General features: G+C 54.9%; 5 protein-coding genes. 3 read left to right on the top strand and 2 right to left on the bottom strand.

What is annotated here, in order from left to right; genetic code table 11:
• Positions 1-64: 64 nt before the first annotated feature.
• Positions 65-1,987 carry an ABC-F family ATP-binding cassette domain-containing protein gene (locus I5L79_RS00315; RefSeq protein WP_196953026.1) on the bottom strand — a complete coding sequence of 641 codons (1,923 nt, stop codon included), beginning with the start codon at positions 1,985-1,987 and terminating at the stop codon, positions 65-67.
• 138 nt (positions 1,988-2,125) lie between these two features.
• The gene (locus tag I5L79_RS00310; protein WP_196953025.1) at positions 2,126-2,359 is read right to left on the bottom strand and encodes a hypothetical protein; all 234 of its coding nucleotides are present in this window, start codon (positions 2,357-2,359) and stop codon (positions 2,126-2,128) included.
• 156 nt (positions 2,360-2,515) lie between these two features.
• Here I5L79_RS00310 and murI point away from each other — a divergent pair, with 156 nt between their 5' ends.
• The 3 genes from murI (at position 2,516) to I5L79_RS23565 (ending at position 13,507) form a co-directional block, all read left to right on the top strand.
• The gene (murI, locus tag I5L79_RS00305) at positions 2,516-3,349 is read left to right on the top strand and encodes a glutamate racemase (RefSeq protein ID WP_196953024.1); all 834 of its coding nucleotides are present in this window, start codon (positions 2,516-2,518) and stop codon (positions 3,347-3,349) included.
• 494 nt (positions 3,350-3,843) lie between these two features.
• Entirely contained in the window at positions 3,844-7,341 is a 3,498-nt protein-coding gene (locus I5L79_RS00300; protein ID WP_196953023.1) for a T9SS type A sorting domain-containing protein, read from the top strand.
• Positions 7,342-8,224: 883 nt separating this feature from the next.
• Positions 8,225-13,507, top strand: a complete 5,283-nt coding sequence (locus tag I5L79_RS23565) for a choice-of-anchor D domain-containing protein (RefSeq protein ID WP_317191342.1) — start codon at positions 8,225-8,227, stop codon at positions 13,505-13,507.
• Positions 13,508-13,511 lie beyond the last annotated feature (4 nt).

Raw genomic sequence — 13,511 nt, 5'->3', positions numbered from 1 at the left:
ACCTAACAAAGAAGCCTCCTCTGCGCGCAGAGGAGGCTTCTTTGTTTTAGGAGGATAAGTCGGGTTATACCAGCTCGGCCAGTTCCAGCCAGCGCATGCCCTTGTTGTCGAGGGCGGTTTCGGTGCGCTTCAGCTCGGCGGCCCAGTCGGCCAGCTCCTGGTGGGAGCCGGAGCCGGAGTTCAGCTTTTCGATCAGCTCTTGCTTACGACTTTCTAACTGCCCGATTTCCTTTTCCAAAGTTTCGTATTCCTTTTTCTCGGCGAAAGAAGCTTTGCGCTTGAGGGCCTCGGCGGGCTTGGACGCTGGGGCCGGCGCTGGGGCGGCTACGGCTACTTTGGCGGCGGCGCGGGCTACTTTGGCTTCCTTTTCGGCAGCTTCCTGGGTTGCTTCGGTTTCGCGCTCAGCCAGGTACTCGCGGTAATCGGTGTAGTTGCCGGGGAAGTTGAGGACGGCCCCGCCGGGTTCCAGCACAAACAGGTGTTCGGCCAGCTGGTCAAGGAAATACCGGTCGTGGCTCACGATGAGCAGGCAGCCGCCAAAGTGCAGCAGAAAGTCTTCCAGGATGTTGAGCGTGCCCAGGTCCAGGTCGTTGGTGGGCTCGTCAAGAATCAGGAAGTTGGGGTTTTTGATGAGCACCCGCAGCAGCTGCAGGCGGCGCTTTTCGCCCCCGCTGAGCTTGCTGACCAGCGTATACTGCTGGGCCGGCGGAAACAGAAACAAGCTCAGAAACTGGCTGGCCGTCAGCACGTCGCCGTTGGCCAGCTCCACCACCTCGGCCACTTCCTTCACAATGTCGATGACGCGCTGCGAAGGGTCGAATTCCAGCTCCGTTTGAGTGTAGTAGCCAAACACGGTAGTCTGCCCAACCTCAATGGTGCCGGAATCGGGCTGGAGCTTGCCCGTGAGCATGTTCAGCAGCGTGGACTTGCCGGCACCGTTCGGACCCACGAGGCCAATCCGGTCCTTTTTCTTGAACACGTAGCTGAAGTCGTCGAGCACCACGTTGTCTCCAAACTTCTTGTTGAGGTGGCTGGCTTCAATGATTTTACCGCCCTGGCGGGTGGTTTTCACGCTCAGCTCCACCTGCTGCTTGCTCAGGTTGGTGCTGGCTTTTTCCTTGGTCACGTAAAACGCGTCGATGCGGGCCTTCTGCTTGGTGCCCCGGGCCTGGGGCATGCGGCGCATCCAGTCCAGCTCCTTCTTAAACAGCTGCCGGGCTTTCTCCACTTCCACCGATTCGCGCATTTCGCGGTCGGCCTTCTTCTCCACGAAGTAGGCGTAGTTGCCTTGGTAATGGTACACCTGGCCTTTGTCGAGCTCCACAATTTCGTTGGCCACGCTGTCCAGGAAATACCGGTCGTGGGTTACCATCAGCAGGGTAAGGCTGGGGGAGGAGAGGCGGTTTTCCAGCCACTCAATGGTAGCCAGATCCAGGTGGTTGGTGGGTTCGTCGAGCAGCAGCACGTCGGGTTCCTCAATAAGCACGCGGGCCAAGGCCACGCGCTTGCGCTGCCCGCCCGAAAGCTGGCTTACGTTGCGCGTCAGCAGCTCGCCCAGGATGCCCAGCCGGCTCAGGATCTGCTGCACCTGCGCTTCATAGTCCCAGGCATTCAGCGAATCCATGCGCTCCAGCACCCGCTGCAGGTCGTCGGACTTGTGGTCCGGGTCATTTACCACGTGCTCGTACTCCTGAATGGCGCGCAGCGTATCGTTCTGGCTGGCGAAGATGGTTTCCTCCACCGTCAGGCTTTCATTGAACTCCGGGTTCTGGCCCAGGTAGGTGACCCGAATGCCCTTGCGCGTACTTACCAGGCCGGTATCGGGCTGCTCCAGCCCGGCCAGAATGCGCATCAGCGTGGTTTTGCCGGTGCCATTAATGCCCACGAAGGCCACGCGCTGGCCTTGCTGCAGCCCAAAGTTCAGGTCCCGGAACAGCCACCGGTCGGCATAATTCTTCGAAAGGTTCTCAGCGGAAAGCAGATTCATGCCGCAAAGGTACGGGCGGTGGAATTGTGAAGTGGTGAAATTGTGAAATGGGGAGTTGGCCGTGCTGCTTGCGCTACCTGCGCCACTTGCGCGGTAGAACGTCAACTCATCATTTCACCAACGCATTAGTTCACCACTTCAAATAACCCGCACGCGGTCCACGTTCAGCTCGTCGCGCAGGATTTCGAGGCCCCGGTAGGCGAGGGGGCGGCCCGTGTTGGTGGTCAGCTCGCCGCCGGCCTGGTGCAGGTGGGCTACGTCGAGAATCAGCTGGGTGTACTTCCGCTCGCCCAGCTCAATGGCTATGGGGCGTCCGCGGGCCGGGTTGAAAGACGCCAGGGCCTGGTCGATTTCTTGCAGAACCGTACTCATAACGGGGAGGGTGGGGGTACCAAAGATTGCTGGCTACTATATAGAAGAAAATAAGGCAGCAAGCAAGCCCCACTGCAGGTTGCCGACGGGTTGCAGAAGCCGAATGCGGCTTCTGGTGAAATTTCTCAGGGAAAATATCCTACCTTTGCGCCCGATATGGGAAAAGAAGCTTCTTTCCCCCTTGCGGCCCGACCGATTGGGGTGTTCGACAGCGGTATTGGGGGCCTGACAGTGGCGCGGGCAGTGAGCAGGGTATTACCGCAGGAGCGGCTGATCTATTTCGGCGACACCGCTCACCTGCCTTACGGTGACAAAAGCACGGCTGCTATTCAGGCCTACTCGGTGAAGATCTGCGACCTGCTACTCAAGCAGCAGTGCAAGGTGATTCTGATTGCCTGCAACTCGGCTTCGGCGGCGGCTTACGAGCTGGTGAAAGAGTACGTGGGCTCCAAAGCCCGGGTGCTGAACGTCATCGACCCGATTGTGGCGCACATCGGCCAGGCGTATGCCGGGCGCACGGTGGGGCTTATCGGCACCAAGCAAACGGTCAACAGCAACGTGTACCGCAAAAAGATAGATGAGCTGGATGCCGGCGTAGAGCTACGCAGCCTAGCTACCCCGCTGCTGGCCCCAATGATTGAGGAAGGCTTCTTCAACAACTCCATCTCCGGCAACATCATCGAAACCTACCTGTCCAGCCCCGTGCTGCAGGGAATTGAGGCCCTCGTGCTGGCCTGCACCCACTATCCGCTCATCAAGCAGCAGATTGCCGACTACTATAAGGGTCGCGTGGCAGTGCTCGATGCCTCCGACGTGGTAGCGCAGCATGTGCAGCAGTACCTGCAGGCGCAGCAGCTGGCCGCTCCGGCCACCGGGCCTGCTCCGGCACACCACTTCTACGTGTCCGATTTCACCCGCTCATTCGAGGAAAGCACCCGCATCTTCTTTGAGCAGGAGGTTCACTTAGAGCACTATCCGCTCTGGGAGTAGAAGCGTTTCTGTGCTCAGCACGTCTGAAAGTCTTTTGAATTTTAAGTTATCTATGATAATGTTGTAGTTGGAAAAGAACGTTGGCTAAGATGAAGAAGGCTGTAATGTTAGAAATAACGCTCGATACAGCCTATAGGCTCACATATATAGTCCAGACGTAAACCCACAAAATGCTACTTATTCGTATAAGTATATTCGTTATGGAATCTTTTAGGCATGAAATGTGTGTCTTACTTTGGAGTAAGTCGGTTCTGCACAGTGTTGGCTTCACCATAATTGACGTCTAAATGCAGCAAACTTACTAAGTAAGCTGAAACTAAATATAAAATCAAGTACATATAAGAAAAAATCATATGAAATGTCAGAAAAATTACTCAACTGTAGCTTATGGGCCGCGTAAAAGGAGCTAAAATAGCTTGGACTTGAATCCTGGCTAAACCCCTGAAAGTCAAAATAGTCACTTACTTCCTTTGAAACCTTGCTTTCCTTTTAATATGAAAAACTCGTACAACCGATCCAAGTCGGCAAGCCAGTGGGCTAAGGCTTGGGTATTTTTACTGGCTTTGTTCTCTTTGCCCTCTCTGGGCTGGGGCCAGACGTTCACGGAAACGATGGGCACCACTGCTGGCTCGCGCCAGACCGTGGCGTCCTATTATGCTGCCAATGGCTTCTCTAATGACAACGAGAAAGGCTTCGTTTACTCAGGTTCTGCGGTAACGGCCACGGCGGCCAGCTCTACCGGGTACACCGGTGCCAGCGGTAGTATCAGTATCTTTTTCGGCCCGGCGACTTCGGCGCAAGACCCGGGTACGCCGCCTTACAACTTTCAGATAGCCAACATCAATACCACCGGGATTTCAGGATACCGTGGTCTGACTTTTGGCTTGTTTGCTCCTTCCGGAAGTAGCATTTCTACCCTCAACACCCAGTTCAAAGTTGCCTACAGCACGGATGGCGTTGCGTACACAGATGTAGCATACACTGCTCTGACGACCAATACGAACAGCAATGCATCTGTGAATAATGGATTTGCTTGGAATCAGTATACCCTGTCTTCCGAGGTCCCATCTGCTGCGAATCTGCGCCTGCGCTTTACCCGTCAATCAGGTACTTCCCTGTACCGTCTTGATGATGTGGCACTGGCAAGCATGACGCCTACTCTCACGGTTAGCCCTGGTGCGGTTGCCTTCGCCGATGATGTAACGGTGGGTTCTACCTCTACGGAAACGCAGACCTTTACTTTCACTGGTCAGAATCTGACGGCTGATGTAGCTCTTACGTTGGGTAGCACTGCCAACTTCGTAATCAGCAAAACCGGGGCTAATGGTACTTTCATCAGCGGTCCGCTGTCCTATACCATTGCTGAAGCAACTGGTACGCACACCGTCTATGTGAAATTTGCGCCGACAGTGATTGGCGACCCGCTAACGACTAACATCACTGCAAGCGGTGGTGGAGTTACCAGCGCAGCTTCTACCCGTCGGGTGACGGTTTCAGGTACCTCGGTGCCTGCTCCACCCACAGTGGATATCGTGCAGACCAGCCTTGCCTTTTCCAATACTCAGGTAGGAAGCGCCTCTACTCCTCAGTCGCTAACTGTTACGGGAGCTAACCTGACGGGTACTGTGGTGGTATCTTCCGGTAGCGACGACTTCGAGCTGCTCAACCCCGCTACCGGTACGTATACCACGAGTGATATAGTACTGAACTCGGGTGGTGCATCAAGCCTGAATACGACGGTGCAGGTACGTTTTGCCCCTAAGAACAATGTAGTAGCTCCGGAATTGCGTAGCTCAATTGTGTCCGTGTCTACTGCAGGCTCCGATGATACCGACGAAGCTGCCGTTTCGGGTACGGCTACGCCGCAGCCTCCTGGACCGAACGTTTATGCCAACCCATCTACAATAGCCTTTGGTGATGTATCGGGTACAGGTTCAGCCGAGCCAGATGAATCTTTTGTAGTAGGTGGCAGCAACCTGACAGCTCCCATTGTACTTACGCGCAGCAACAGCGCTATCCAGTTTCGGGTAGCCGGCAGCGGGGCTTACACCAACAACGCGTCCATTACGCTGACTCCGGTAAACGGTACAGTACCGGCCACTACCATACAGGTGCGGCTACGCACCGTACCCAATGGGCCGTTCACTGGCAACATCACCGCCAGCAGCACGGGAGCTCCGAACGCAGTAGTGCAAATCACGGCCAATAACCCGTTTACGGGCACTAACACCAATACTTCGGTTCAGGCTCTCACAACCAACTCGCAGGGTGTACCATTCTTGCCGATCTTCTCTACCGTACTCGGCCGCCCTTCGCGTTCCGCTTCCTACAAGATTACCGGCGAAAACCTCGTACGTCCTATCACGGTAACGGCACCTGCTAACTTCCAGATTTCGAAGGATTCTCTGTTCACTGGAATTTCTTCCAGCACTTCGGCTAACGGCAATACGCTCACGTACGCTCCGGTAAATGGCTATATAGCTGCCACCCGAGTATATGTGCGCTATAACCCTACGGAACAGGCGCAGCACAGCGAGAATACCTCAAACTTCAGCTCACCCGCTACGGAAGTGCTAGCCAGTGTACGGGGCAACAGCGAGCCTACTATCACGATATCGGGGGACTTTACATTCGAGACGAAAGTGGTAATCAATCAATTCTCGGCGGCCAAAACATACCAGTTGTTTGCTGAGCGAGTATTGGCACCTATTACCATCTCGGTGCAGCCTGATGCCAGCGACAGTTATAATGCCAGCCAAACCCCCCAGTTCCAGATTTCACTGGATGGTATCACCTATTTCACCTCGCTGGTGGTGACGCCGAACCAAGTAACGGCCTCGGTTGACCGTCCGCTGTATGTGCGCTATGCTCCAACTCGTGTAGGTAATCCCCTTTCGAAGCTGCGCTATAAGAGCAGCGACACTGGCCCGACCACTATCAACTTCGTGAACACGGCTAACCCCGTGCAAAGCAGCCTGAGTGGCTTTGGTCTGGCCCTGGAGCCTACGCTACGTACCCAGTTCGTGGCTAGCCGTACCAGTGATGGTGCATCTGCATCGGTTAACTTCTTCTTCCCTGCAGGCGTAACAGATCCTGAGGCTGCTGGCTACGGCAAGTTGCGTATGGTAGTTGTAAGTGAAAACCCAACGCTGCTAGCTCCGGGTCAGAACCCTTCTGACGGTACTGACTACAGCCCCGGAACCTTAGGATACAAGAGCGGCTCGAAGCTGCCCCCAAACCCTACGCCGGCTCCGGGAGTAACCGACCCGAACTTCTACGTAGTATATGCAAGTACTACTGGCAGCGCTACCTTCAATGGTCTGGACCCGGCTAAGGATTACTACATCTTCGTGTTCGACTATAACAGCAACAACCCGGGTGTAAACACCATCCAGGGTGGAGCCGCCAACTTCTTGGTGCCCTCGGAGCAGGAAACCATTCAGGGTATCCTGATTGAAAGCCCGCTGCCCGTGACGCTGACGGCCTTCTCGGCCAAAGCCGCCAACAAGCAGGTGAACCTGAGCTGGACTACGGCTACGGAAGTAAACAACAAAGGCTTTGAAGTTCAGCGCTCGGCCGATGGCAAGACCTTCCTGACTATTGACTTTGTAGCTGGCAACGGTTCGAGCACCAACAAGCACGAGTACAAGTCGACCGATAAGAACCCGCTGAGTGGCACCTCTTACTATCGTCTCAAGCAGGTTGACCTCGACGGCCAGTTTGCTTACTCGGAAGTGAAGACGGTGGTAAACGGCGCCGCTGGTGCCCTGAGCGTGTACCCCAACCCGGTGCAGAACAACGTGACCATCACGCTGCCCATCACTGCTCAGAACGCCCGCGTACAGGTGCTTGACCTGGCCGGCCGGGTGGTGCTGACCCGCACGCTGAGTGCTGATGGCAACCTCCAGCTGAGCGAACTGCAGCGTGGCACCTACCTGGTGCGCGTAGAGCAGGGTAACCAAGCCTGGACGCAGAAGATCGTGAAACAATAAGCAGCGCAGATTTATTCTGCCACCAAAAAAAGGCCTCCCGGTGTTCGGGAGGCCTTTTTTATTGCCTGGGCGAGAACAGGTAATAATTCTGTAACTCCGGAAATAGCATCAGATAGACTACTAACCCGCTATATTTAGACTCTCAGAGTGCGCGCATTTCCTAAACTCTCATACACACCTCTCTATGACCTCATTTTCTACTCGACTGCGGGTAGCCCCGCCACTTTGTGTCCGGGGCTTCTTTGTGGCCTTCACTTTACTGTTGTTCCCGCTGCTGGGGTGGGGACAGACAGAGGAATTTATTTTTGCGGGAGGTGGGACTGCTCCAACTGGTTGGAACTTTACAGAAAAGGGAAGCAACGCAATAAATCAATCATCTTATTGGTTGATTGAAGCCCTTACTGCTCCAGATGTTATAACAACAAAGAATTATACTTTGTCAGGTTATACGTCTGCGGAATTCAAAGTTGACATAGATACTTATGGTAGTGGTACTACTAACACGCTGAAGGTTGAAATATCTTATGACGGTGGCAGTAGCTATACCCAAACTGCATATACTGCTGCTGCTTCAGGGTATGCCACACAGACTATCAGCTTAAATAATGCCAGTCCATCGGTTCAAATAAAGCTCTCTACAGACGCTACTTCAGGTAAAGGCATTCGTTTAAGGAACTTGAGGCTTTTGGGCTATGCACCAGCTTCGCCGACTCTGACTACGTCAACGGCAACAAACGTTAGGGCAAATACTGCAACTGTTGCGGCTTCTGTTAGCAACTTGGGTACTCCCAGCGCCAGCAGCTCCTATGGATTTGTGTATAGTACTACTGTAAATACGGCGGCTGGCCTTAAGCTAGATGCTACTGGGACTACCAAAACGGAAGTGGGAACCACTGGATTGACAACCAGCGGCGGGTTCAACAAGGCTTTCACTGGTCTCTCCGTAAGCACTACCTATTACGTACAGGCTTATGCCACCAACGCTACGGGCACCAGCTACGGCGGGATGATTTCATTCACCACGGCTACGCCTACCATCACGGCCTCTATCACGGCTTTCCCATCGGCTTTCAGCACCATCACTGGTACGCCTTCCGCTACCCAGAGCTACACCGTAAGTGCTACTAACTTAGTGGCAGACCTAACGATAGGTCCACTTGTTGGATATGAGTTTTCTAGCAACAGCGGTACTTCTTATGCGACTTCGTTGAGCTTTACGCCTACTGCCGCTGGGACGATAACTACAAGAACCATTACGGTACGCCTAACTGGTGCGGCTACTGGTACCTATACTGGCAACATTGCCAATGCTAGTACTAATGCCATAACTAAAAATGTAGCGGCTACAGGCACTTCCACGGCTCCAAACCCGTCGGTTATTACGCTGTCTGCCTCTACGCTCACCAGCTTCGGCTATATCCAAGGGGCGGGGCCTTCTGCCTCCAAAACATATAGCCTGAGCGCTACCGACCTAGTACCTGCTGCCGGCAACCTAACGGTGACGGGTTCTACCAACTATGAAGTCTCGACAGACAACTCTACTTTCAGCGGTACGGTAACGGTAGCCTATACGGGGGGGGCTTTGGCTGCAACGCCGATTTACGTACGCCTAAAAGCCGGCTTGGCTGCTGGTACCTACAACAGTGAAATCATTGCCAACACGGGCGGCAGTGCTAATCAGAAAGATGTGACCGTGAGCGGTACGGTATTGCTGCCGACCCTTACCACATCCGTTGCCTCGCGCACAGGCTTCACTTACGAGCAAGGCAATGGCCCATCGGCCTCCCGTACATACACTCTGAGCGGCAGTAACCTCACGCCTGCAGTTGGTAACTTAACGGTAACCGGCACGACGCACTATGAAGTATCACTGAACGACGTTGATTTTAGTGGCACAGTAGCGGTTCTGTATACGGCTAATGCCTTGTCGGCGACAACGATTTACGTGCGACTGAAAGCGGGCCTTACCGCCGGCGACTATAACAATGAAACGGTAACCAATACCGGCGGTGGTGCAGCCCAGAAAGGCGTAACTATGAGCGGCACCGTAACGCCGCCAGTACCGGTTATCACCCTCTCAGCGGCAGCCTTCTCTGCATTCAATACTCTTACCGGTGAGCCGTCGGCTGCCCAAACGTACACAGTAAGTGCGGTGAACCTCACGGCTGGGGTAGATGTGGCAGCTCCAACAGGCTATGAAGTGTCGTTGGATGGTACCACTTTCTCTAGCTCCCTTACTATTCCGATGGGCTCGGGTACGCTGTCGAACGTGCCAGTGTCTGTTCGTTTGACGGGGAATACGGCTACTGGCAACCTCAATAGCAGCATTACGCATAACTCAACCGGTGCAGCACAGAAAACTAAGTCAACTACAAATGGTGGGACAACGACAGCAACGGTAGTAGCGGAACCCACTGCAACACCTACTATCTCGGTGAGTGGTACGCCAACCAATAACAGCGTTTCGCTTTCTACTTCGGGGGGCAACAGACGCATCATCGTCGTACGTCCCGCTACGGCCGCAGCTGTGGCGCCTGTTGATAAAACCAGCTACAGCGCCAATCTGGCTTATGGCTCAGGCAGCACTACCGGTCTTAACAACTACGTAGTACTAAGCGGTAACGGCACTACGGCTACCGTAACCGGCCTGACACAGGGTACCAGCTACGTAGCTGACGTATACGTATTCAACGAAAGCAGTACATCTACCAGCTTCAATAACTACAAGCCTGCACCAGGTACCGTCAGTTTCTTAACGGCCACTCCGCCCACCATCAGCAGCTTCACGCCTGATAACGGGGCACCGGGCGTTGGGGTAGTTATTTCCGGCACGTTCTTCACGGACGTAATCAGTGTTAAGTTCAACGGCACCACGGTGGCCTCATCGGCCTACACGGTAGATAACGCCGGCCAGATTACGGCTAACGTACCCACGGGGGCTAGCACCGGTACTATCAGCGTAACTACGCCGGGCGGTACGGCTACCAGCACCGAAACCTTCACGGTAAACAACCCGGTACCCACTATTACCAGCCTCGAACCCAATACCAAAGTTGCTGGTTCAGCGGCTTTCTCACTAGTCGTGAATGGAACAGGCTTCGTGAGCGGAGCTATTGTTACATTCAACGGTGTTGAGTACACGCCAACTATTAACTCCGGGACTAAACTCACAATAGCCATTCCAGCCACGGCCATAGCCACGGTCGGAAGCTATGCCGTCACCGTTACTACGGGCGGCCCGGGTGGAGGCACCTCACTGCCCGCTACGTTTACCGTGACAGAGCCTTTCGCCGGTCTGTTTGAGGATTTTGAGGTAGGTACGAAAGGCAGTTATACAACAGGTAATACAACTCTAGCTTCAGGTAGCTGGGAGTTTAATGATGCTCTTTTAATTAGTGGGGATGCTTCGGACAAGAAAAACGGTTCCAAAGCAGCTCGTATTCAGAATACAGGTAAGCTGACTATGCTTTTTGACAAAGCAAACGGCTTAAATAACGTTGTTGTGTACGCCGCCAATTACGGCTCAAATACTGGTAGTGCTTTTAATGTGGAATACTCCACAAACCAAGGAGGCTCCTGGACTATTATTGGCAACTCTGGCACAGTTACTTCAACACTCACAGCCTACACATTCACTCCCAGCACGGCTATTTCGGGTGATGTGAGAATCCGGATTGTCAAAACGGCCGGGGGCGGTAATCGACTCAATATTGATGATATTGGCATTGCCGATTACCAGGTAATTACCGGGCCGGAAATCAACGTGACACAGGGTGGAACCCGCATTGCCAGTGGTGGTGGTTACTCCTTTGGACTGGTTCCTACTGGTACGCCGGTTACAGCTACCTTCACCATCGAGAACCTGGGCACTACCGATGTGACGCTGAACGGCACTCCCGCCGTTACCTTTGAGGCCGGCGCTTCGGCCGACTACACGATTACGGCTCAGCCCACTGGCCCTATCGCCAGCGCAGGTAGCACTACGTTCACCGTCACGTTCACGCCTAGCAGCTCGGCCACTCAAACGGCTGTGCTCAGCATTGCTAATAACGATGCAACCGGCAACGAGAGTCCTTACCGCATCGTTCTAACTGGCGCCGCACCGCCCACCTACGTGTGGAACGGCACCGGCACTAGCTGGACTGCTGCGGCCAGCTGGACGCCGGCCCGTACTACGGCCACTGCCAATGACTTGTTGATCTTCGATGGTTTCACCACATCCACGGCTACTCCTACGGTAGACTTTGGCACCGGTGAATCTATCGGTCAATTGATCCTGCGTAACAACGTAGCGGCTACTTTCCTGAATGCCTCCAACAACCGCACCCTTACTGTGCGCAACACCAACCTCAACGGAGCGGATTTCGTGATTGAGGCTGGATCTTCACTTACGGTTACCGGTTCGGCTGGTGCAACCACCGGCCTCTCTATACAACTGGCGGCCGGAGCTACAGCCTCTATTGCCGGTCATCTGGAATTCAACAACGGTGCACAGCGTCTGCTGGGCAACGGCACCAATAGTGTAGAGTTTGTGTCGGGCAGTTCCTTCCTGCAGAATACTCAGATGAGCGGCGAGCCTTTCGGGACGTCCTCTTCCAACTATAACACGATAGTATTCCGCAATGGCTCCCGCGTGCAGCAGTCCGGTGGCGGCCAAGTGTTCAGCGCTTCGGCTCCGAATTCATCTATTACGCTAGAGCCTACCAGCACCTATGTGTATACGATTCCAGCCAGTGGCATTGGGCAACCTTCTATACCGCCGCTCAGCCAGCGTACCTATGGTAACCTGGAGTTTGATTTGGGCGCTGACGGCCATGCCAGATCCACGACTGGTGGGGCATTGATAATTGCTGGTAACCTGACGGTGACCAGTGGTACAGTAGACCTGAACCTCGGTAACTCAATTGCTATCGGGGGCAACGTAACGGTAAGCTCTGGTGCATCACTTGGATTTAACCCCAGCACCGCACAAACTCTAACGCTGAATGGCACCACACCGCAAACTATTAGTGGCGGCGGTACGCTCACCTTCGCGTCTACATATACGCTGGCTATCAACAACGCGACTGGCGTAACGCTGGCCCGCCCAGTTTCGGTAAGTCATCTGACGCTGACCAACGGCATTCTCACCACGGATGCGACCAACCTGCTCACGCTGGGGTCTACGCTCACGGGCGGCAGCAGCACCAGCTACATCAACGGGCCGCTGGCCCGCGCAAAGGCAGCCGGAGCCGGCACCCTGTCCTTCCCAATTGGCATGGGCACGGAGTATCGTCCGCTTACGCTCATCATCAGCCAGACTGATGCTGGCACATTCACCGCCGTTCAGCATGAGGGAGCCCCGGCCAACCAGACGTTGAGCGGTGACCTTAAGCGGGTATCCAAGCTGCGGTACTATACCGTAACATCTAACGCAGGCAATTTTGCCGGTACCATCACGCTGTCGTATGATGCTGCCAAGGATGCGGTAACCAATGCAGGTGCCCTGGTTATTGCCAGCTCAAACAATGGTAGCCCCTGGGTGAACATCGGCCAGTCGGCCGATGTACCCCCCACAGCTACCACCGTTACATCGGGCTCGTTCACATCCTTTGGCGACTTCGTACTGGCCAGCACCGATGAGGATGTCGCCAACAACCCCTTGCCCGTGGAGCTTACCTCCTTCGTGGCTGAGCGGAAAGGCGGCCGGGTGGATGTGCGCTGGGCTACGGCCTCGGAGCACAACAGCTCCTACTTCGTAGTAGAGCGCGCCACCGATGCGGTGCATTTCGCCCCGGTTGGCCGCGTGGCTGGCAAAGGCACTGCCACTTCCCGCAATGCCTACCTGTTCGTAGACGCTCAGCCCCTGGCCGGCGTAGCCTACTACCGCCTGCGCCAGGTAGACCAGGATGGCTCGGTTAGCTTCTCCGAGATTCGTACGGTGCAGAGCAGCTTCACGGCTGGCATCTACCCGAACCCCGTGGCCAGCACGCTGTACGTGCAGCTGCCGGAGCACGCCGGCCCGGTGCAGGCTACCATCACCGACCTGAGCGGCCGCGAAGTGTACCGCGCCCAGGTGCCCGCCTCGCAGCAGCTGGATCTGCGGCAGCTGCCCCAGGGTAGCTACGTACTGGTGCTGCAAGGCCAGCAGCTGCGCACCACGCACAAGCTCCTGAAGACGAACTAGCCTA

This window comes from Hymenobacter guriensis (assembly GCF_015773195.1).
Lineage (GTDB): Bacteria > Bacteroidota > Bacteroidia > Cytophagales > Hymenobacteraceae > Hymenobacter > Hymenobacter guriensis.
Note: the sequence above shows the minus strand (reverse complement) of the source record. Positions and strands in the feature narration are given on the sequence as shown.

Coding starts and splice junctions, on each gene's coding strand:
- I5L79_RS00315 (WP_196953026.1), bottom strand. CDS start 1,987: ATGAATCTGCTTTCCGCTGAGAACCTTTCGAAGAATTATGCCGACCGG.
- I5L79_RS00310 (WP_196953025.1), bottom strand. CDS start 2,359: ATGAGTACGGTTCTGCAAGAAATCGACCAGGCCCTGGCGTCTTTCAAC.
- murI (WP_196953024.1), top strand. CDS start 2,516: ATGGGAAAAGAAGCTTCTTTCCCCCTTGCGGCCCGACCGATTGGGGTG.
- I5L79_RS00300 (WP_196953023.1), top strand. CDS start 3,844: ATGAAAAACTCGTACAACCGATCCAAGTCGGCAAGCCAGTGGGCTAAG.